The 22518-nt window shown below is 55.8% G+C and carries 17 protein-coding genes; 14 read left to right on the plus strand and 3 right to left on the minus strand.

Translation table 11 applies throughout. The features are described from left to right. Positions 1-144 precede the first annotated feature (144 nt). Positions 145-1281 carry a 3-phenylpropionate MFS transporter gene (locus QMZ65_RS03910; RefSeq protein WP_283215468.1) on the plus strand — a complete coding sequence of 379 codons (1137 nt, stop codon included), beginning with the start codon at positions 145-147 and terminating at the stop codon, positions 1279-1281. On the opposite strand, the gene csiE is transcribed toward QMZ65_RS03910, so the two are convergent. Beyond that, complete coding sequence (gene csiE, locus QMZ65_RS03915) at positions 1278-2546, minus strand: stationary phase inducible protein CsiE (protein WP_283215469.1); 1269 nt, start codon at positions 2544-2546, stop codon at positions 1278-1280. The two genes, QMZ65_RS03910 and csiE, sit on opposite strands and share 4 nt — an antisense overlap. Before the next feature lie 156 nt (positions 2547-2702). Between csiE and QMZ65_RS03920 the strand changes: the two genes are divergently transcribed. Further along, entirely contained in the window at positions 2703-3329 is a 627-nt protein-coding gene (locus QMZ65_RS03920) for a DUF1007 family protein (RefSeq protein WP_058959151.1), read from the plus strand. Further along, the gene (locus QMZ65_RS03925; protein WP_058959150.1) at positions 3320-4303 is read left to right on the plus strand and encodes a nickel/cobalt transporter; all 984 of its coding nucleotides are present in this window, start codon (positions 3320-3322) and stop codon (positions 4301-4303) included. The genes QMZ65_RS03920 and QMZ65_RS03925 overlap by 10 nt, the downstream gene beginning before the upstream one ends. 42 nt (positions 4304-4345) lie before the next feature. On the opposite strand, the gene suhB is transcribed toward QMZ65_RS03925, so the two are convergent. Next, positions 4346-5149, minus strand: coding sequence for an inositol-1-monophosphatase (gene suhB / locus QMZ65_RS03930; protein ID WP_058959149.1), 804 nt, complete (start codon positions 5147-5149; stop codon positions 4346-4348). Positions 5150-5270: 121 nt separating this feature from the next. Here suhB and trmJ point away from each other — a divergent pair, with 121 nt between their 5' ends. The 5 genes from trmJ (at position 5271) to sseB (ending at position 10263) form a co-directional block, all read left to right on the plus strand. Beyond that, positions 5271-6014: a tRNA (cytosine(32)/uridine(32)-2'-O)-methyltransferase TrmJ gene (gene trmJ, locus QMZ65_RS03935; RefSeq protein ID WP_058959199.1), complete on the plus strand. Its 744-nt coding sequence runs from the start codon at positions 5271-5273 to the stop codon at positions 6012-6014. A 135-nt stretch (positions 6015-6149) separates the two neighbouring features. Further along, positions 6150-6647 (plus strand): Fe-S cluster assembly transcriptional regulator IscR, encoded by a 498-nt coding sequence (gene iscR, locus QMZ65_RS03940; protein WP_034825654.1) that lies wholly within the window; start codon positions 6150-6152, stop codon positions 6645-6647. Positions 6648-6736: 89 nt separating this feature from the next. Beyond that, the gene (locus tag QMZ65_RS03945; protein WP_058959147.1) at positions 6737-7906 is read left to right on the plus strand and encodes an IscS subfamily cysteine desulfurase; all 1170 of its coding nucleotides are present in this window, start codon (positions 6737-6739) and stop codon (positions 7904-7906) included. Between the two features lie 62 nt (positions 7907-7968). Then, positions 7969-9255, plus strand: coding sequence for an aminopeptidase PepB (gene pepB / locus QMZ65_RS03950; RefSeq protein ID WP_283215470.1), 1287 nt, complete (start codon positions 7969-7971; stop codon positions 9253-9255). Positions 9256-9495: 240 nt separating this feature from the next. After that, complete coding sequence (gene sseB / locus QMZ65_RS03955) at positions 9496-10263, plus strand: enhanced serine sensitivity protein SseB (RefSeq protein WP_058959145.1); 768 nt, start codon at positions 9496-9498, stop codon at positions 10261-10263. Positions 10264-10502: 239 nt separating this feature from the next. Here sseB and sseA read toward each other — a convergent pair whose 3' ends face one another. Next, a complete protein-coding gene (gene sseA, locus QMZ65_RS03960; RefSeq protein WP_283215471.1) occupies positions 10503-11345 on the minus strand; it encodes a 3-mercaptopyruvate sulfurtransferase in 843 nt (280 codons plus the stop codon). Between the two features lie 153 nt (positions 11346-11498). Between sseA and QMZ65_RS03965 the strand changes: the two genes are divergently transcribed. From QMZ65_RS03965 to rodZ, 6 genes are all read left to right on the plus strand, one after another. Then, positions 11499-16385, plus strand: coding sequence for an alpha-2-macroglobulin family protein (locus tag QMZ65_RS03965; RefSeq protein ID WP_283215472.1), 4887 nt, complete (start codon positions 11499-11501; stop codon positions 16383-16385). Positions 16386-16391: 6 nt separating this feature from the next. Then, positions 16392-18710, plus strand: coding sequence for a peptidoglycan glycosyltransferase PbpC (gene pbpC / locus QMZ65_RS03970; protein ID WP_283215473.1), 2319 nt, complete (start codon positions 16392-16394; stop codon positions 18708-18710). Between the two features lie 169 nt (positions 18711-18879). Then, a complete protein-coding gene (gene ndk, locus QMZ65_RS03975; protein WP_007884899.1) occupies positions 18880-19311 on the plus strand; it encodes a nucleoside-diphosphate kinase in 432 nt (143 codons plus the stop codon). Between the two features lie 187 nt (positions 19312-19498). Continuing rightward, positions 19499-20668 carry a dual-specificity RNA methyltransferase RlmN gene (gene rlmN, locus QMZ65_RS03980; RefSeq protein ID WP_034825665.1) on the plus strand — a complete coding sequence of 390 codons (1170 nt, stop codon included), beginning with the start codon at positions 19499-19501 and terminating at the stop codon, positions 20666-20668. Between the two features lie 76 nt (positions 20669-20744). Further along, positions 20745-21479, plus strand: coding sequence for a type IV pilus biogenesis/stability protein PilW (gene pilW / locus QMZ65_RS03985; RefSeq protein ID WP_097118608.1), 735 nt, complete (start codon positions 20745-20747; stop codon positions 21477-21479). Then, entirely contained in the window at positions 21469-22485 is a 1017-nt protein-coding gene (rodZ, locus tag QMZ65_RS03990; protein ID WP_038645413.1) for a cytoskeleton protein RodZ, read from the plus strand. Before pilW ends, rodZ begins: the two co-directional genes overlap by 11 nt. The last annotated feature ends 33 nt before the right edge of the window (positions 22486-22518 follow it).

A 22518-nucleotide genomic window follows, 5' to 3' on the forward strand; every position in this document is an offset into this window, starting at 1 on the left:
CGGCGTCTGAGGTACGATTTCCGATACGAAGCCTGTCGCAGAAAAAGCGATTCCCCGACCTTTCATTTCACTTTTGTTCAAGCCTCTGACAAAGTAGCGGCCCAATGGGCTGCGGGCGCAGCTGACATGCCTGTGGGAGGCAAAATGACCATCGGATCGGCCAGATGGCTGGGACTCAGCTACTTCACCTACTTCTTCTGTTACGGCATCTACTTACCTTTCTGGAGCGTCTGGCTCAAAGGCATAGGCCTGGACGCTGAAAAAATCGGCTTACTGCTCGGTTGCGGCATGGTGGCGCGATTTGTCGGTAGCCTGCTGATCGCCTCGCAGGTTAAAAACCCTTCTCAGCTGATTCTGGCGTTGCGGCTGCTGGCATTGATGACGTGCCTTTTTGCGTTAGGTTTCTGGTTTGGCGGCCAATGGTTATGGCTGTTACTGGTCATGGTGGGCTTCAACCTGTTTTTCTCGCCGTTGGTGCCGCTCAGCGATGCGCTGGCAGCGACCTGGACGCAGCAAATTGGTCTGGCTTATGGCCCGGTGCGGCTATGGGGTTCGCTGGCGTTTGTGATTAGCTCTGCGCTGACGGGGATGCTGGTGAGTGCCTGGTCATCACAGGCGATTCTGGCACTGCTGAGTGTGGGCTTGCTGGCCATGCTTAGCGGCATGATGTTAGTACCCAAAACCCGGCCACAAGGTGATGTGCGGCAGGGGGCAAGCGGCGGTTGGACGGCGTGGCGCGATATGCTACGGGAGAACGCGGTCTGGCGCTTTATGTTATGCGTGACGCTAATGCAGGGGGCACATGCAGCTTATTACAGCTTCAGTGCTATCTGGTGGCAGGAAGCAGGCTATTCCGCATCGGTGATTGGCTATCTATGGTCGTTGGGCGTAATGGCGGAAATCGTCATCTTCGCGCTGAGCAATCGTCTGTTCCGTCGCTGGAGTGCCCGCGACTTGCTGCTGCTTTCTTGCTGCTGTGCGTTAGTGCGCTGGGTGATGCTGGGATCCAGCACCGCGCTGCCGCTGCTCATTGCTGCTCAGATTTTGCATTGTGGCAGCTTCACCGTATGCCATCTGGCAGCGATGCGCTTTATTGCCGCGCGCAAAGGGGCCGAGGTGATTCGATTGCAGTCGCTTTACTCTGCACTGGCGATGGGCGGCGGGATTGCCGTGATGACGATGATCAGCGGTGAGCTGTTTACCCATTTACAGGGACATCTGTTCTGGGTGATGGCACTGGTGGCGCTTCCTGCATTGTTCCTTCGTCCGCGCGCCGCTTAAGCTTCCAGCAGTTGACGAATGCGCTGCTGCTGATGGTAGCTCAGCGGCAGCTCGGCGTGGATCAGCGGCGGTGAAAACAACGGTAACGATGTGGCGTAGGGTGTGATCACCAGCGCCACGTCACGCGGTGCACCTTCTCGTTGAAAGTGCAGCATATCCTGATAAGTGATGTTGATTGGCAGCAGCGTTATCTCGCGGATTTGCTGCTCCAGTAATTGTTCCATTGCCGCATCCGCGCCGGTCAACAGGAGTACCTGCTTCTCCTGCAGTGCGCTATCCTGCATCAGCCAGGCACCGAACAACACTGCCACCAGACTCACTTCCTCCGCGCTAAATTCCGTGCCGAAATCACTGCTAAAGTGATACAGCGCGCGTTCGGTGGTGCGCAGTAAACGTGGATAAAGACGTGCCACGTCCAATGCCACACTGTTATCAATCCCAATGGCAAAGTGACTGCGATCCAGCGCTTGCGCCAGATGCGTGAATAATTGCAATTTCAGCTCGTGCTGATTTTTGACGCGTGTCTGTGCCAACTGTTCAAAACGGGCGATTAACGCTTCTACGGCCAGCATGAGCTGCTGTGCCTGGTGGTCTTCAAGCTGATTCCCATCCGGCGCATGAATCAAACTGAACAGCAGCGTCCAGAAGTCGGTTTCGCTAACGTCCGGCGCTAAATGGCAGCGTTTCTGCCAGTGGTGAATCACATCATCTGCGGCAGCACGCTCGGTTTTTGCTGCCAGCCATGCCCGCTGTTTTTCATTAAACAGTGCATTTTGCCGTTGGCAAAGCGCGTACTTCATAAAGATTTGCAGGAACAGGCGATCGCGCGGCGTGAAATCGCGGCTTAGTCGCAGACTGCAATGTTGAATTAACGCCTGCAGATTGGTTTCATCCCACAGCGCCTTTTCGATATTGAGGACTTTCAGGCGCTGACGCAGCACGGGAGCAAAATGTTCGCAGACGAAATCCTGCGACAGACGCAGCGAGCGTCGCAGCCAATGGAGCAGGCAGAGCCGCCTGTCCAGTTCCGTCCCATGTATGCGGAAGCTGCCATCCACCATCTGGTGTAACTCCAGTTGATGGAAGCGCTGTATCTCATCACCGACATCCGCGATATCCTGTCGGGCAACGGCAGGATCAACACCATTTAACTGGCAGAGCTTTTCAAGCGTTAGCGCGGGAGCAGGCAGAAACAGTAGCAATAGCAGATGACAACGACGCTGGGCACGGCTGAAGAGTGGTGCAGATGAAGGTGCAGAACTCATCAATAGTATTATCCGCGGGTCATTTTTGAGTTAAGAATAGCTAACTCCACGCGGTAACCCTGCACTTTGTCGTGACTTTTGCTCAGAGCTTTTAGGCGGGTCACAGTTTTTCTGGACCAGTATAATCTTCACTTGAGAATTGTTACTTTATAACACATGAAAATTGCACTCATTCCTTTTACGCTGTTGTTCAGCGCTGCAGCCTGGTCTCATCCGCACAGCTTTATCGATATGAAAAACGAGTTTGTCAGCGAAAACGATCACCTGACAGGCATGAAAATGGTGTGGACCATGGATGAAATTACTTCAGCCGATCTGCTTTACGATGCCGGCAAAGCGAAACCCGGTGACGTGGTATGGAAAAAGCTGGCGGCGCAGGTGATGGCGAACGTGTTGGGGCAACATTACTTCTCAGAGGTATGGCAGGACAAAACGCGGGTGAAGTTCCTGAATTTGCCCAAAGAGTACAATTTGTCGCGCAACGGCAACAAAGCAGTGCTGGAGTTTATTGTGCCGTTTGGCGAACCCCAGTCGCTGAGTGCGAAACAGTATCGTATTCAGACCTTCGATCCGAGCTACTTTGTTGATATGTATTACGATAACCCACAGGCATTAACCATGGACGACGGCGTAAAAGCACACTGCCAGATAGACTTACACACCCCCAAACCGGATGACTCGCTCAAGCAATATGCGCTGTCGCTGGATAAAGCCGATGCGCCGCCGGAAGACATGGATCTTGGTCAGCAATTCGCGCAAACGGTAACCCTGACATGTCATTGATTTCTCTGCCTTCTCGTTCACGCAGACTGTGGCCGCTTTGGTTGCTGGCCATAGTGATGCTTGCTGCCGGATATACCCTGTGGCAGCACTGGTCGCAAATTTTGCTGCAAAGCGTGTTGTGGCAGAAAGTCCTCAATCGCGAAATGACCCAACTCCTGCAACAAGTCGCTGACCAGCCTCAGCAGGCGGGCGTGACTTTAATGCTTTTTAGCCTGGCTTATGGTGTGCTGCACGCGCTGGGCCCAGGGCACGGCAAAGTGGTGATCAGCACCTTCCTGGCGACGCATCCCGCGAAGCTGAAAACCAGCATGAAACTGACGCTACTGGCCGCACTGTTACAAGGCGGTGTGGCGATTGGTTTGGTCACAGTGATGCTGGTGGTATTGCAAACCTCATCGCGGCAAATGCATCTCGGCAGTTACTGGCTGGAGAAGGGCAGTTATCTGCTGGTGATGGCGTTGGGCGTGTGGGTCGGCTGGCGTGCGCTGCGTACATTACTTCCGCTATTACGTCCCGCGTCGGCGAAGATTCAGATTCACGCCATTCGCCCACATCACCAGCATGATGAACACTGCGGATGCGGTCATGCGCATCTGCCGAGTGCTGAACAGATGGATCGCGCGGTGAGCGGGAAAACCCAGGCGCTGGTAGTGTTCTCCATGGGCATGCGTCCCTGTTCTGGCGCCATCATGATGCTGCTGTTTTCTAAGGTGATTGGTGTTTATGCGTGGGGTGTGGCCTCGGCGGTGGCCATGGCCATCGGTACGGCGGTCACGGTCTCCGCAATGGGCTTATTAGTTCAACGATCGCGGCGATTAGCTGAAAAGCTAGGGGCAAACAGTGCAATGTCGCACGGGGCGAAAATCATTATGCCGGCATTAGGATTAGCAGGTGGGATTCTGCTGGTACTGGCAGGGTGGTTACTGTGGCAAAGCGCACAGCCGATGATGAGTAGCGGGTTACGACCGTTTTAACGGCGTAAAAAAAGGCGGATATGATATCCGCCTTTTTGGTGCTTAGCGCTTCAGCGCTTCGCTCAGTTCTTCACGCATGGTCGCCAGCATGGCTTTCACAACGCGTGGGTTACCTGCAACGATGTTACCTGACATCATGTAGCCATGGTTGCCGGTGAAGTCTGTCACCAGGCCGCCCGCTTCACGTACCAGCAGTTCACCCGCAGCGAAATCCCATGGCTTCAGACCGATCTCAAAGAAACCGTCCACGCGGCCAGCGGCCACGTAAGCCAGATCCAGCGCAGCAGAACCGGTGCGACGGAAGTCAGCACATTGAGTGAACAGTTTGCCCACGATGTTGATGTAAGGGGTTGCGTGCTGTTTCAGCTTGAACGGGAAGCCGGTTGCCAGGATGGTGCCATCCAGGTCACGCGCGGTGCTGCCACGCAGACGATAACCATTGAGCTGTGCGCCCTGACCGCGTACAGCGGTGAACAGTTCGTTGCGCATTGGATCGTAGACCACAGCCACTTCGGTGCGGCCTTTGATGCGCACAGCGATAGATACAGAGAAATGTGGTAAACGTTTGATGAAGTTGGTGGTGCCATCCAGCGGATCGATTACCCATTGAATGTCCTGATCATCGCCCGCCAGTTCACCGCTTTCTTCGGTGATGATGGAGTGTTGCGGGTAGGATTTACGAATCACTTCGATAATCAGACGTTCTGCGTCACGGTCAACATTGGTAACGAAGTCGTTGCTGCCTTTCTGGCTGGCTTCGACAGCGTCCGGGGTTTCATAATTCTTGGCAATTAAATTTCCGGCCTTGCGCGCTGCGCGCACGGCGATGTTGAGCATCGGATGCATCGGTATCTCTCGCTGGATGTTAAAGAACGGGTGAAAACGGCGCGGAGTATATCAGGGTGTTCAGCAAATGTCCTGCTTTTATGCTAGGCTACGCGCCATCATTTTCTCACCGCTCACTATTATGCTGCAAAATATCCGAATCGTACTGGTTGAAACCTCGCACACTGGCAACATGGGCTCTGTTGCTCGCGCCATGAAAACCATGGGCTTAACCAATCTTTATCTGGTCAACCCGCTGGTCAAACCTGACTCGCAGGCCATCTCTCTTGCCGCCGGCGCCAGCGATGTAATTGGCGATGCAAAAATCGTGGATACGCTGGACGAAGCGATTGCGGGCTGTAGCCTGGTTGTCGGCACCAGCGCGCGTTCCCGATCGCTGCCCTGGCCGATGCTGGATTCGCGTGAATGCGGTATCAAAAGCGTGGAAGAGGGCCAGCAGGCACCGGTTGCACTGGTGTTTGGTCGTGAACGTGTGGGCCTGACCAACGAAGAGTTGCAGAAGTGCCACTATCACGTCGCCATTCAGGCAAATCCGGAATACAGCTCGCTAAACCTGGCGATGGCAGTGCAGATCATTGCTTACGAAGTGCGTATGGCATGGCTGGATGCGCAGGAGAAAGCCAGCCCACAACCGCAAGAAGAAGAATCCCCTTATCCTTTGGTGGACGATCTGGAGCGCTTCTATCAACACATTGAGAAGATGATGCTGGAGAGCGGCTTTATCCGCGAAGGCACCCCGAGTCAGGTGATGAGCAAACTGCGCCGTCTCTACACCCGCGCGCGTCCGGAACGTGATGAACTCAATATCCTGCGGGGTATGCTGGCTTCGTTCCAAAAGCCTAAAGGTAATAAGGGTAATAGTTGAGTAAAACAGTTGGTTAAATAGTTGAGTAAATTACTTGGTTAAATAGTTGACCGTTTTACTCAGGAATGGCAGACTGGCGTCAATTCATCAGATAGCCCGCCGATACCCGGACGGACGCTTACGAGGTTGTATGCTATGAGACTGACATCCAAAGGACGTTATGCCGTAACCGCTATGCTGGACGTTGCACTGCACTCAAACGAGGGCCCGGTGCCGCTGGCTGACATTTCTGAGCGTCAGGGCATTTCGCTCTCCTATCTGGAGCAGTTATTCTCACGTCTGCGTAAGCACGGTTTAGTGGCCAGCGTTCGTGGTCCAGGTGGCGGTTATCTGTTAGGTAAAGATGCTGGCGCGATTGCCGTTGGCGCGGTGATCACGGCGGTTGACGAATCTGTTGATGCCACCAAGTGCCAGGGCAAAGAAGGCTGCCAGGGTGGCGAGCGCTGCCTGACTCACGTCCTGTGGCGTGACCTGAGCGAACGTATCAGCGAATTCCTCAACAACATCACGCTGGCTGAACTGGTAAACAACCAGGAAATCCTGGATGTGGCAGATCGTCAGAACATGAACGACACTCGCCGCTTCCAGCAGCATCGTATGCAGGAAACCATCAACGTTAATCTGCGTGCTTAATCCGCTCCCCTTCAGCCCTTGCTGTTCACACAGCCGGGGCTGAATCGTGCTATAAAGACGTATGATTTTTTATACGGAGTTTTAGCGCAATGAAATTACCGATCTACCTGGATTACGCAGCGACAACGCCTGCCGATCCGCGTGTCGCCACCAAAATGATGCAGTTTCTTACTTTGGATGGCACCTTCGGTAACCCCGCTTCCCGTTCTCACCGTTTTGGCTGGCAGGCAGAAGAAGCCGTTGATGTGGCGCGCAATCAGATTGCAGAGCTGGTCAATGCCGATCCGCGTGAAATCGTTTTTACTTCCGGTGCCACCGAAGCTGATAACCTCGCCATTAAAGGCGCGGCTCAATTCCATCAGGCGCGCGGCAAACACATTATTACCAGTCAAACTGAGCACAAAGCAGTGCTCGATAGCTGCCAGCAACTGGAGCGTGAAGGCTTCGACGTCACCTATCTGCAACCCGGCAGCGATGGCATTGTCACGCCTGCGATGCTGGAAGCCGCACTGCGCGATGACACGGTGCTGGTTTCCCTGATGCATGTGAACAACGAAACCGGCGTGATTCAGGATATCGCCGCGCTCGGAGCCTTGTGCCGCGCGCGTGACATCCTGTTTCATGTTGATGCCACCCAAAGCGTCGGCAAATTGCCGATTGATGTTGCGGCACTGCCGGTGGATCTGATGTCGTTTTCAGCGCATAAAATCTACGGTCCGAAAGGCATTGGTGCGCTGTGGGTGCGTCGTAAACCTAAATTACAGATCGATGCGCAGATGCACGGCGGCGGTCATGAACGCGGTATGCGATCCGGAACCTTGCCGGTGCATCAAATCGTGGGCATGGGCGAAGCGTATCGCGTTGCACGTGAAGAGATGAGCAGTGAAATGGCGCGTCTCGCAGCCATGCGCCAGCGACTGTGGCACGGCATCAGCCAGTTAGAGAATGTGAATATTAACGGTTCGCTTGAGCAGGGTGCACCGAATATCCTCAACCTCAGTTTTGCTCAGGTCGATGGCGAATCACTGATTATGGCGCTGAAAGATCTGGCGCTGTCGTCCGGTTCTGCCTGTACCTCGGCCAGTCTCGAACCCTCTTATGTACTGCGCGCCATGGGGGTTGAGCAGGAGCTGGCACACAGCTCGCTGCGCTTCTCGCTGGGACGCTTCACTACCGAAGAGGAAATTGACTATGCCATTGAGCTGGTCAATAAAGCGGTAAGCCGTTTACGGGCATTAACGCCCGCCACGTCCCGCTAATTCATGCACCCCTTGCGTCGGTTCTGGCGTAAGGTGACACCTAACGCAAACGGAGCCACGCGATGACAACACAACCGATGACAATTACGCTCAGCTCCCAGGCCGCCGATGCGCGCTGGGGTGAAAAAGCACTGCTGAGCAGCACTGAAAGTGGCATGACCCTTCACCTGACTGGCGCCGATGCGCTGATGAGCATCCAGCGCGCGGGGCGTAAGCTGGACGGTCAGGGGATTCGCCACGTTGCCCTGAGCGGCGAAGAGTGGGATTTAGAGAAGTGCTGGGCATTCTGGCAAGGCTATCGCAGCCCGAAAGGCAAGCGCCAGGTAGAGTGGCCAGCATTAAGCGAAAACGATCAAACTGAATTTGATCGTCGTCTGAAGATCGTTGACTGGGTGCGCGACACCATTAACCTTCCAGCGGAAGATCTGAGTCCGGAACAACTGGCGCACAGCGCGATCGATCTGATCAGCGAAGTGGGCGGTGACGCAGTGAGTTATCGCATCACTAAAGGCGAAGATCTGCGTGAGCAGGGTTATGCCGGTATTCACACCGTGGGCCGTGGTTCAACCCGCGCACCTGTGCTGCTGGCGCTCGACTTCAACCCCACCGGCGATGAAAATGCGCCGGTATACGCTTGTCTGGTCGGAAAAGGCATCACCTTTGATACCGGTGGTTACAGCCTGAAGCAGAGCGCGTTTATGGATTCGATGAAATCCGATATGGGCGGTGCGGCAACGGTAACTGGCGCGCTGGCGCTGGCGATTGCGCGTGGCCTGACCAAACGTGTGAAGCTGTTCCTGTGCTGTGCTGACAACATGGTGAGCGGTAACGCGTTCCGTCTCGGCGACATCATCCGCTATCGTAACGGTAAAACCGTGGAAGTGATGAACACCGATGCGGAAGGGCGCCTGGTGCTGGCTGATGGCCTGATTGATGCCAGCGAGCAAAATCCTGAACTGCTGATCGATGCCGCGACCCTGACCGGTGCCGCGAAAACGGCGCTGGGCAACGATTATCACGCCCTGTTTACCTTTGACGATGTACTGGCGGAATCTCTGCTGGGCAGTTCAACTGGTGAAAACGAAGCCTTCTGGCGTCTGCCGCTGGCGGAGTTCCATCGCAGCCATCTGCCGTCAAACTTTGCCGATTTGAACAACATTGCCAGCCCTGCGCATGCAGCAGGCGCCAGCAGCGCGGCGGCGTTCCTCTCTTACTTCGTTAGCAAGTATCAGCAGGGTTGGCTGCACATTGACTGTTCTGCCACTTACCGTAAAAGCGCGGTGGATCAGTGGTCAGCGGGTGCCACCGGTCTGGGTGTGCGCACTATAGCCAATCTGCTGCTGAAGTAAAACCGGCGCGCATCAATGCGAACCCTAAGTCAGGTCGCAGAGAGATGTGTAACCCACGTCAGGCCGCCATTGATGTGCATGCACCTTTCGTCTGGTCGCCATTGATGTGCAACCTACGTCAGGTCGTCGTTGATGTGCATCCTTCATCAGTATTGTGTAGGGTCGTCATTGATGGCGACCGAACAGCGCTTAAGCGGCAAACCTCATGCATGAGCTTGCCGTTTTTTTGGAACTTGATAAATGAGCAATCGTCTTGAAGAGGTGCTAAAGCTGGCCGCCACTGAGCCTGCGCACCGTCCGGAATTCTTTCAACTGCTGCTGGAATCTGACATTTGGGTGCCAGGTGAAAGTCCTGCAGAGCAGTTTGATGCCACTTCGCCCGTGGAATTGCTGCATTGGGAAAAAGAGGGTGGCGGCAGCGTTATCCCGTTCTTCACCTCAGAAGAGGCGATGGGCGAAGCAATTAAAGAAGAGCAGCCTTATCTGCGCCTGCCCGCGCGCACGCTGTTTGAAATGACCCTGGGTGAGAGCTTGTTCCTCAATCCCAAATTACCGGCGGGTAAAGAGTTTTCGCCAGGTGAAATCGCCCATCTGATCGGTGAAGAGGGCAGTGCGCTGAGTCAGCAAACGGTGTTGGAAGGCGGCCATGCCCTGCTTCTGTCGGAAGTGGCTGAACCGCCCGCGCAGATGATTGATTCTCTGACGCAGCTATTTGCTAAATATAAACAGGTGCGTCGTGCTTACATCGCCAGCATTCGTGAGAATGCTATGGAAGAGCCGAATCTACTGATCGGTATCGAAGCCGATAGCAATATCGATGAGATTATTCAGGCGGCAGGCAGCGTGGCAACCGATACGCTGGCGGATGACGCACCGATTGATATCTGCGAAGTGGTGGTCGACGAGAAAGGCGTCAGCCACTTCTTTACCGCGCACATCACGCCATTTTATGAACGTCGCTGGGGGAGTTTCCTGCGCGACTTCAAAGGCAGTCAGCGGATTATCTAAACATCGCTAGCTGCGGTGCAATTTATTGCGCATCTGACAGCCATTGTCCGGCTTAAGATACGCGCGATAAATCGCGCCGCTACGGATCGCACTTATCTGATCGCGCCGCTACAGATCGCACTTATCGGGTAGCGGCGCAATTTATTGCGCGGTAGTCAAATCATCATTAGCAGGCTCAGAAGTTTGTTCTGCAACCCCCTTCATTGCCATGCTCAGCAGTTTAATCGGCTAGCTAAACTTTATTTCTCAATCGGTAAATCGTCGCGGCTACCCCATTCGCCCCAGGATCCGTCATACAGGGTGACGTCACGCACGCCCAGCGAGGTTAGTGCCAGAATCACCACCACCGCCGTTACACCCGAACCGCAGCTGGCGATAATGGGCTGATCCAATTTAATGCCGGCTTTTTCAAACAAATCGCGCAGTTCAGCCGCCGGTTTCAGCTCGCCGTTCGCCACAAGATTGTTCCACGGCATATTCAAGCTATTCGGGATGTGCCCGCGCAGCAGGCCCGGACGCGGTTCATCCACTTCTGCGTTAAAGCGGTTAGCCGCTCGGGCATCAACGATCTGCGCGCCGCCTTCATGGCTGATCAACAACACATCGGTCAGGCGTTTCACCAGCCCCTGATCGTAATGAGCTTCGAACTCGCCTTCCTGCAGGTTGACTGGGCCTGAAGCGACATCAAAGCCTGCCGCTTTCCAGCCCTGCAAACCGCCCGCCAGAATCGACACATTGACGCAGCCAAAGGCGCGCAACATCCACCATGCGCGGGGTGCAGAGAACAGGTTGCCCTCGTCATACACCACCAGGTGTTTATCCTGATTAACACCCAGTTCGCGCATCGCCACGGCAAAAGCTTCCGGGCGCGGCATCATATGCGGGTAAGCGCTGGTGTGATCGGACAAAGCTTCGATATTGAAATAAGGCGCATCGGGCAAATGCCCTGCCAGATATTCCGCCTGGATATCACGCACCGCTTCCTGACCTGGCGGCAACATGCGCGCATCTAATACCTGCAACGTTTCATCGGTGTAATGCTCTTTTAACCAATCGGCAGAGACAAACAGGGGAGCTGTCATCGCAACAACCTCTTCTCAATCATCAGAAAACGGAAAGGACCAGTGTCCGGGAATGTGAACGCTATCTCAAGGGTATCGTTGCTAAAGTGAGTAGGTTGATGTGAAATTGCGCAGCACACTATTTTAACCTTTGGGGCTGGTGAGGGACTTACCATGGCAAAACGCGTTAATCGACTGCTGCTCAGCGTGCTGATCGGCGGAACACTATTGGGCGGCGCTTTGCTGCCTGCGCAGGCTGAGGATACGCCTGTGGTGCAAAATGCGGCGAAAACGATCTCGGTGATCGACCTTTCCGAGCTGCAACTGGATGGCGCATCAGCACTGGTGCTGAGTTTCAATACTGCCATCGATAGCAAACAGGACTTGAACGCGCGGGTCCATATCAGCGATGAGAAAAGCGGTAAGGTCGATGGCGGCTGGGAACTGGCGCAAAATGGCAAGGCGCTACGCTTCCGCCATCCTGAACCGTCGCGCAAATTAACAGTGACCGTCGATGCCGGCCTCAAGGCCGCCGATGGCAGTACCTTATCCAGCCCTTTCAGCCAGACGCTGACTACCCGCGATATCCAGCCGATGGTGGGTTTCGCCAGCCGGGGATCACTGCTGCCGCTGCGCCTGACGCAGGGATTACCGGTGCTGGCACTCAATGTGAACAACATTGATGTCGATTTCTTCCGGGTGAAAAGCGCCGTACTGGCCGATTTTCTCGCCCTGTGGAATTACGGTAATAACCTGTCGTACTGGGAATCACGCGATTTACTGAAAAATGCCGATCTGGTCTACAGTGGACGTTTTGATCTCAATCCGGCCCGCAACACGCGTGAGAAGATGCAGCTGCCGCTCAGCGATGTGGATGCGCTCAAGCAGCCCGGTGTTTATCTGGCGGTGATGAAACAGGCCGGAACCTACAATTACACACAGCCAGCAACCCTGTTTACGCTCAGTGACATTGGTTTATCGCTGCATAGCTTCCCGGATCAACTGGAACTCTTTACGCAAAGCCTCGCCAATGGCGCACCGCTAGATGACGTCAATGTGCAACTGCTGGACGAGAAAGGCCAACAGCTGGCGAGTGGCACCAGTGACAGCAATGGCCATCTGCGCCTGCCCGCCAACGCCAAAGGCAAGTTGCTGCTGGCAACGCAGAAAGGGCAAACCTCTCTGATCGATCTCAATCGTCCGGCGTTGGATCTCGCCGAATTCCCGATTGATGGTCCGCAGGGTTATGACAAGCAGTTCTTCCTGTTCGGCCCGCGCGATCTCTATCGCCCCGGTGAAACGGTGATCGTTAATGCGCTGCTGCGTGATGCCGATGGCAAGCCGTTGCCGCCACAACCGGTCAAAGCCGAAGTGGTGCAGCCTAATGGTGAAGTCACCCAGACCTTTGTCTGGCAGCCGGAGAACGGTGTGTACCAGCAGCGCTTTGCTCTTCCAGCTTCAGCCATGACCGGTGAATGGACGCTGCGCATCAACAGCGGTGATAACCAGCCGCGCAACTGGTCGTTCCATGTCGAAGATTTCCTGCCAGAACGTATGGCGCTGGCATTGAGCAACAGCGAACAGCCGCTGGCACCGGACGCCTCAGTGACCTTTGATGTTGAAGGCCGTTATCTGTATGGCGCTCCAGCGGCGGGTAATGAGTTGCAGGGGCAACTGTTCCTGCGCCCGGCGCGTGAAGCTGTGGTAGCGCTGCCAGGCTATCAATTTGGCGATATCACTGAAGATCTGAAACGCAGTCTCGATGACGTTGATGAAAAGCTGGATGAGAGCGGCAAACTGCAGCTCAACGTGGAAAGCAGCTGGGCAGAAAGTCATTCGCCGCTCAACCTGATACTGCAAGCCAGCCTGCTGGAAACCGGTGGGCGTCCGGTGACACGTCGCGCGACTCAATCGATCTGGCCCGCGCCTGCACTGCCGGGTATCCGTCCACTGTTTAACAGTGAGTCAGTTTATGACTATCGCACCGATCGTTACCGCGATGAGCCGACTGTACCTGAAAACGGCCTGGCGGAATTTGATGTGGTGTATGCCAACCCGCAAGGCGAAAAACTGGCGGCGCAGGATCTGGATGTGCGCCTGATCCACGAACGCCGTGACTACTTCTGGAGCTTCTCAGACAGCGAAGGTTGGCAGTCGCGTTATGACCAAAAAGATCTGCAGGAAGACGAGCAGCGCATCACTATTGCCGCGGGCGGCAGCCAGAAAATCAGCTTCCCGGTGGAGTGGGGCACCTATCGTCTGGAGGTGCATGCGGGAGAGAACATTGTCAGTAGCGTGCGCTTTAATGCGGGCTACTGGTGGCAGGACAACACTGATGGCACCGGTGCGTTACGTCCCGATCAGGTCAAACTGAAAATTGATAAAAGCGCCTACCAACCGGGTGATACCGCTAAAGTACAGGTGGAATCACCGGCTGCCGGTAAAGGGTATCTGATGGTGGAATCCAGCAGCGGAACGCTGTGGTGGCAGCCGCTCGACGTTCCTGCCGGTGGCACGACCATTGATGTACCGATTAATGAGAGCTGGAAGCGTCACGATCTCTATCTCAGCGCCATCGTGGTGCGTGACGGCGATAAAGCCAACGGCTCCACGCCGAAAAGGGCAGTGGGGCTGCTGCATTTGCCGATGGCGACCGAAGCGCGACGTCTCAATCTGGCGATGGATGCGCCTGAAAAAATCCGCCCTGAGCAGACAGTCAAAGTGAAGGTGAAAGCCAGCCGTGAAGGCGGCGAGTTACCTAAGCAGGTTCAGGTCTTGCTGTCAGCGGTGGACAGCGGCGTGTTGAGCATCACTGATTACAAAACGCCAAATCCATGGGACGCGTTCTTTGGCCGTAAGCGTTACAACGCCGATCAATATGATGTCTATGGTCAGCTCATCGAAGGCGGTGGCAAGCTGGCGGCACTGCGCTTTGGTGGTGACGGCGATGATGCCGATGCGCTGTCGCGAGGCGGTAAAAAGCCGGTCACCGATGTGCAGATCGTCGCACAACAGTTGCAGCCAGTCACGCTGGATGCCAACGGCGAAGGCACCATCGATCTCCCGATTCCGGCCTTTAATGGCGAGTTACGCTTGATGACGCAGGTATGGAGCGCAGACAGCTTCGGCTCAGCGGAGCGTAAAATGGTGGTGGCCGCGCCGCTCATCAGTGAACTGGCAACGCCGCGCTTTATGGCCAGCGGTGACCAGTCAACGCTGGCGCTCGATCTCACCAACCTGACCGATCAGCCGCAGACGCTAAAAGTCGACGTAACAACGCAGGGTCTGATCGCCCTGAACGGCACTGTCACTTCCAGCGTGCAACTGGCGAAAGGTGCGCGCACGACCTTGCAAATCCCGGTTAAAGCGCAGGGCGCTTTCGGTGAGGGGGCGGTGCAGGTCAAGGTCTCTGGCATGACTCTGCCCGGTGAAAACCTGGCGCCCAGCGAGCGTAAATGGACCATCGGCGTACGCCCGGCTTATCCAGCCCAAACCCTGAGTTTCGACAATGTGATGCAAACTGGCCAAAGCTGGCAGGTGGTGGCGAGTGCCTTTAGCGGCCTGCAAAAGGATACGCTGACCGGGCAGCTGTCGCTCAGCAATCGACCGCCGCTGAATATTGCCAGCTTTATTAGCCAGCTGTATGCCTATCCTTACGGCTGCCTTGAGCAGACCGCCAGCGGCATCTGGCCATCGGTGTTCACCAACAAAGCACAGCTGGATGCGCTGGGTATCAAAACCAGCACCGACGAGGTGCGCCGGGCGTCGATCGCAACCGGTATTGCGCGCCTGGCAGGTATGCAGCGTGGTAATGGCAGCTTTGGCTTGTGGAGCAAAGAGAGTCAGGAGGAGTTCTGGTTGACGGCTTACGTCACCGATTTCCTGCTGCGTGCCAGTGAAGCGGGCTACAGCGTGCCGGAAGGGGTGATCAGCCGCGCCGATGAACGCTTGCTGCGCTATCTGCAGGACCCGGCACAAATAGAAACCAGCTGGAGCAGCGATGCCGATGGATTGCGTTTCAGTGTGCAAGCTTACGCCGGGCTGGTATTAGCAAGACAGCAACAGGCGCCGCTCGGTGCATTGCGTGCACTGTACGACAAGCGTGAGCAGGCAAAATCAGGTCTGGCGCTGGTGCAACTGGGTGTGGCGCTGAAACTGATGGGTGATCAACAGCGTGCGCAGTTGGCGCTGGCACAGGGCATAGGGCTGGAGCGCAAACCCAACAGCTGGTTGGGTGATTACGGCAGCCCGGTGCGTGACCGCGCGCTGATTGTTGCGCTCATCACTGAAAACCAACTGCTGCCCGATATGCAGGGACCATTACTGATTGATCTGGCGAAAGCGGTACATGGTCAGCGCTGGTTCTCCACCCAGGAAAACAATGCGCTGTTCCTCGCCGCTCGCACCTTGCAGCAGCACAAAGGTGAACAGTGGCAAGCCACATTGCAGGGCAGAAGTGAGCCGCTGAGCAGCAATCAGACGCTCAATATGGGCATCAGCGAAGATCAGCTACGCCAGGGCTTGTCGGTGAAAAGCGACAATAATTCGCCGCTTTACGGCACGCTCAATGTGGTGGGTTATCCGCAAACAGCACCGTCGCCAATCAGCAACGTGCTGAAGATCACCCGCGAGTATTTCACCCTCGACGGTAAGCCAGCTGACCTCACCAACCTGAAAAGTGGTGAATTGCTGGTGGTGCGGTTGAAAGTGACGGCCAGCGAGCGGGTGAGCGATGCGCTGGTGGTGGATTTACTGCCTGCAGGACTGGAACTGGAAAACCAGAACCTGAGCGATAGCAGCGCCAGTCTGGGCGACAGTGCCGATGCGCTGAAAGAGAGCATGATGGATATGCAGCAAGCCAACATCAAACACATTGAGTTCCGTGATGACCGCTTCGTTGCGGCACTGGCGCTGGATGGCTACACACCAGTCACGCTGCTGTATCTGGCACGCGCGGTGACGCCGGGTAGCTATCGTCTGCCGCCTCCGCAGGTCGAATCAATGTATGTGCCGGAGTGGCGCGCGATTGGCATCACGCCGGAAAAACTGAATGTGCGCTAAGCGGTAATGAAAAAAGGTCATGCACTGAAGCGGTGGCGCTGGCTGCCGCTTTTTTTACTGCTGATGCTCGTCGGTATATGGCTACTGGATCGACTCGATCCCCTGCCGCTGCAGGAAGTGCAACCTGCACGCGTGGTGGTCGCGGAGGATGGCACGCCGCTGTGGCGCTTTGCCGACAAGCAAGGCGTCTGGCGCTATCCGGTGACGCTGGAGGAGGTCTCGCCCGAATATATTCAGGCGCTGCTCACTTACGAAGATCGCTGGTTCTGGCACCATCCCGGCATCAATCCGATGGCGATTGTGCGTGCCATCGGGCAAAACCTGCTGCATCACGGCATTGTGTCAGGCGGCAGCACGCTAACGATGCAGGTAGCGCGATTGATCGACCCACAACCGCGTACGCTGCGTGGTAAGTTGGTTCAGGCCTGGCGAGCGCTACAGCTGGAGTGGCATTTATCCAAGCGTGACATTCTCACACTCTATCTTAATCGTGCGCCGTTTGGCGGCACGGTGGAAGGCATTGGCGCAGCAAGTTGGATGTGGCTGGGTAAGCCGCCATCTCAGCTCACCAAAGGTGAAGCAGCGTTGCTCGCCGTGCTGCCACAGGCCCCGAGCCGTCTGCGCCCGGACCGCTGGCCGCAACGTGCGGAAGCGGCGCGCAATAAAGTGCTGGATCGACTGGCAGAATATCAGGTGTGGTCGGCGCAGGATGTGGCGGATATTAAACAGGAAGCGATCTGGTTGCCGCCGCGACAAACGCCGCAAATGGCACCGTTGCTGGCACGCCGCCTGCTGTCGCTCTCTCCCGACAACAAAATTACCTCGACCATCGATGTGTCGCTGCAGCGCGAACTGGAGAGTCTGGCGTCAGCGATGAAAACCCAGTTGCCGCCACGCACCTCGCTGGCGCTGCTGGTAGTGGATCATCAGGATATGAAAGTGCGTGGCTATATTGGCTCGGTGTCATTCAATGACGACAGTCGCTTTGGCCATGTCGATATGATCTCCAGCGTGCGATCGCCCGGATCGGTGCTGAAACCTTTTGTTTATGGCATGGCGCTGGATGATGGCCTGATCCACGGTGAATCACTGCTGCAGGATGTGCCGCGCCGTTTCGGTGATTATCGCCCCGGAAACTTTGACTCCGGTTTTCACGGTCCGGTAAGTGCCAGCGAGGCGCTGGAGCGTTCACTGAACCTGCCAGCGGTGCAACTGCTGGACGCGCTTGGCCCGAAAACGGTGGCGGCGCGTCTGCGCAATGTCGGCCTGAACCTGCGCTTTCCGGCAGGATCTGAACCGAATCTGTCGCTGGTGCTCGGCGGCACGGGCGCGCGGCTCGATGACATCGTGGCGGCTTATAGCGCTTTTGCCCGTCAGGGGAATGCCGCCCAGCTGCGCTGGTTGCCCAATCAGCGATTACAAGAGCGGTCATTGCTTTCGCCGGGCGCTGCCTGGATTGTGCGACGTATTCTGGCCGGCGAAGCGCTGCCATCCGCGGCCATTCCTGATATTGCACCACTGGCCTGGAAAACCGGCACCAGTTACGGCTATCGCGATGCCTGGACGATTGGCATCACGCCGCGCTATTTAATCGGCGTATGGGTTGGCAGGCCCGATGCCACGCCGGTTGCCGGGCAGTTTGGCTTTGCCTCTGCGGTACCGGTGATGAATCAGGTTAACAACCTGCTGGCGGGGCATATGCCGCTGCACGGCGTACCGCGCGACCCACGGCCGAAAAGCGTCAGCGCCATGAGCATTTGCTGGCCCGTAGGACAACCTTTGCCGCAGGGCGACGAAAATTGCCGCCAGCGCCGTCAAAGCTGGATACTGAATCAAACCGTGCCGCCGACACTGTTGGCACCCGGTCAGGAAGGGGTGAATGGTTTACGTCAGCGTTATTGGATCAACCCGCAGGGCTTACGCGTGGCGGCAGATTGCCCTGAGGCGCAGAGTCACGAACGTTTGATGTGGCCACTGCCGCTGGAACCCTGGTTGCCGATGGCGGAACGCCGCCAGCAGCGCCTGCCGCCTGTTGATCCTCGCTGCCCACCCTTAAATCAGGGCAGCGCGCCACCGCTCTTGATCACCGGCGTGATTGAGGGGCAGCGTGTGCAGCCGCTGCCAGGCAAAGTGGTATTGGTGCTGCCGGTGGCCGTTCAGGGCGGAAAGGGGGCGCAGCGCTGGTGGTTTTTGAACGGGCAACCGGTGGAACAGAAGGCAGAACAAAACAGTGCGGCGCTGGTGCTCAGCGAACCGGGCCAGTATCAACTGGTGGTGATGGATGAGGCGGGCCAACTGGCATCCGTCTCATTTATTCGGGGTTAGATATCCGCGCAAGCCAGATTTTGCGCGTGTTCGCCCCGACAAAAATCAATTATTTTCGATAATTCCACCAATCGGCAATAGGCAACGCCCGATGATGTCCCTATAATCGGCGCGTTTTCTTACCGGGAGCGAATTCCCGGTTTCTTCAGGATGCTAACTAGAGGTCATCATGGCAATCGAACGTACTTTCTCTATCGTTAAACCAAACGCCGTCGCTAAGAACGTGATTGGTGCTATCTACAACCGTTTCGAAAGCGCAGGCTTCAAAATCGTTGGCGCAAAAATGCTGCACCTGACCAAAGAGCAGGCTGAAGGCTTCTACGCTGAGCACAAAGGCCGTCCATTCTTCGATGGTCTGGTTGAGTTCATGACTTCTGGTCCAGTAGTTGTTTCTGTTCTGGAAGGCGAAAATGCCGTTCAGCGTCACCGTGATCTGATGGGTGCAACCAACCCAGACAACGCACTGGCCGGTACTCTGCGTGCTGACTACGCTGACAGCTTCACTGAGAACGCAACCCACGGTTCTGACTCAGCTGAATCTGCTGCACGCGAAATCGCATACTTCTTCGCAGAGAACGAAGTCTGCCCACGCACTCGCTAAGTGCGTTGCTGCCAATGCGGATAAACGACTTTACACCTTTTCATCATCGGTAAAGTCGTTCCCCTGGCATCATGCAGCAGATGTAGTACAATAATGCGCCCTTGTTGAGCCTGGCTCAGCGAGGGCGTTATTTTTTTCCTATTCTTAACCAGAGCCGTAACGTGTAACAACGAGGCCAGAGAACATTATGTCCGAACAGATTGTGACGCCGTCGTCCGCTTCCCCCGTGGTTGTTTCCCCAAAAAACGAAAAAATTAACCTGCTGGATCTTAACCGTCAGCAGATGCGCGAATTCTTTTTAGAGATGGGTGAAAAGCCGTTCCGCGCCGATCAGGTCATGAAGTGGATGTACCACTACTGCTGCGATGATTTCGAGCAGATGACTGACATCAACAAAGTGCTGCGTGGCAAATTGATGCAGCGCGCTGAAATCCGTGCGCCGGAAGTAGCGGAAGAGATGCGTTCCAGCGATGGCACTATCAAGTGGGCGATTCGCGTGGGCGATCAGCTGGTCGAAACCGTGTATATCCCGGAAGCTGACCGTGCAACGCTGTGTGTCTCTTCACAGGTAGGCTGTGCGCTGGAGTGCAAATTCTGTTCGACTGCGCAGCAGGGCTTCAACCGTAACCTGCGTGTTTCCGAAATCATTGGTCAGGTATGGCGCGCGGCGAAAATTATCGGCGCGGCGAAAATTACCGGCCAGCGTCCGATCACCAACGTGGTGATGATGGGCATGGGCGAGCCGTTGCTCAACCTGAACAACGTGGTGCCAGCAATGGACATCATGCTGGATGATTTCGGTTTTGGTCTGTCAAAACGTCGCGTGACGCTGTCTACCTCGGGTGTCGTGCCGGCACTGGATAAGCTGGGCGATATGATCGACGTGGCACTGGCGATTTCGCTGCACGCACCGAACGATGCGATTCGTGACGAAATTGTGCCGATCAACAAAAAGTACAACATCGAAACCTTCCTCGCGGCGGTTAAACGCTACATTGGGAAATCGAACGCCAATCAGGGCCGCGTGACCATCGAGTACGTGATGCTGGATCACATCAATGACAGCACCGACAACGCGCATGAGCTGGCTGCACTGCTGAAAGAGACGCCGTGCAAGATTAACCTGATCCCATGGAACCCGTTCCCGGGCGCGCCATATGGCCGTAGCTCCAACAGCCGTATCGATCGTTTCTCCAAAGTGCTGATGGATTATGGGTTTACCACTATCGTGCGTAAAACGCGTGGCGACGATATTGATGCGGCTTGTGGTCAGTTAGCGGGTGACGTTATCGACCGTACCAAGCGCACCTTGCGTAAGAAAATGGCCGGTGAAACCATCTCTGTGAAGGCGCTCTGAAACACGGCGCCTGGTGATACCCACCGGGCGTAAGCCGTGCCAGTCTCTCCTCTCAATGTCAGAGGGAGAGACTGAAATGCACAAAGGATTATCGGCAGTGTTGTTGGCGGGCTTTGTTGTAACCGGTTGTGTCAATCCACCGGTCCAGCAAGGCGCTGCGGATATCAGGCTACAGCTAGGGTTGCACTACCTGGCGGTGAAAGATTTTGCTGCAGCACAGCGTAATTTATTACGCGCTGAGCGGGCCGCACCGCAAGATTATCGTGTGCCGTTGGCGCTTGCGCGGCTGGCACAGGCGCAGCAGAATAGCGCGCAGACCCATTGGCACTACCAACGCGCCCAGCAGTTAGCGCCAGCGAATGGCTACATCGCTAACAATTACGGTGCGTTTCTTTGCGGTTTAAGGCAGTATGGCGAAGCGCATCAACAGTTTAAGCTGGCGATGGCTGCACAGGAAATCGAAGCTCGTCAGGATGCATTTCTGTTTTCGGGCTATTGTTACCTGCAGGCTGGAGAGAGTGCCTCAGCGCGCGAGTCTTTGAGCAACGCGCTGATTGCCGCACCGGAGCAGGGCAGTCAACTGCTTCTGGAAGTGGAAAGGCGGCTTGAACAGCAGGATCGCATGGCGGTTCCGCTGCTATTAGAAGTGTACCACCAGCGTTTGCCCGCAACGGCAGAGAGCCAGTGGTTACAAATACGTTTCGCCGCGCAACAGGGAAACGCTGCTGACGTTACACGTTATGGCGACCGGTTGGCGCGAAGTTTTCCACAATCGATACAGTACCAGCGTTATTTAGCTAATGAATACTGAAGCCACTCAAGAGAATTCTGCAGTACATTCCACAGGTGAACGCCTGCGTCTGGCCCGTGAGCAGATGGGGCTGACTCAGCAAAATGTCGCTGAACGCCTGTGCCTGAAACTTTCTACCGTACGAGACATTGAAGAGGATAAGTCGCCAGCTGATTTAGCTTCGACGTTCTTGCGCGGTTACATTCGTTCTTATGCTCGTCTGGTGCATGTGCCGGAAGATGACCTGTTGCCGATGATGGCGAAGCAGGCTCCCGTGCGCGCGGCCAAAATTGAGCCAATGCAGAGCTTCTCGTTAGGTAAGCGCCGTAAAAAGCGTGATGGCTGGCTGATGATTTTCACCTGGCTGGTGATTTTTGTGGTCATTGGTCTGACCGGCGCGTGGTGGTGGCAAAACCATAAAGCCTCGCAGGCCGATCTGGTCTCAATGGCCGACCAGAATGGCAGCAGCAGCGATAACAGTCAGTCTATTCCGCTGGGTGAAAACAGCACTGACAGCGCGACTGACAGTGATACCAATGCCGCCGGTACGCCGGTGGATAACGGTGCAGGTGCGGTTGCGACACCGAGTACCAGCAACAACGCGGCTTCGGCTGCCAACACCACTGCGCCTGCGACCAGCAGCGATAACGCCGTGGTTTCACCGAGCCAGGCACCGATCGATAACGCACCGCCAGCAGCCACCTCTCCGGCACCTGCCAACAGTGTACCAGCAGGTCAAATGCCGACCAGCAACGCGGCGGTAAGCCAGCCAGCGGGTGACCCAAATGCGGTGGTGATGAATTTCAAAGCCGACTGCTGGCTGGAGGTCACCGACGCTACTGGCAAGAAGCTGTTCAGCGGATTGCAACGTAGCGGCGGTAAGCTCAGCTTGTCCGGAACGGCTCCGTATCGTCTGAAAATTGGCGCTCCGAGTGCGGTTGATGTGCAATATCAGAATCAGCCCGTTGATTTAAGTCGTTTTATCCGTAATAACCAGGTTGCCCGTCTGACGCTGGGTGCGCAATAACGCGCAGCGCGCTTTCCGGGTAATTGTGGAGAG

It is taken from the genome of Pantoea sp. EABMAA-21, assembly GCF_030053335.1.
GTDB classification, from domain to species: domain Bacteria; phylum Pseudomonadota; class Gammaproteobacteria; order Enterobacterales; family Enterobacteriaceae; genus Pantoea; species Pantoea communis.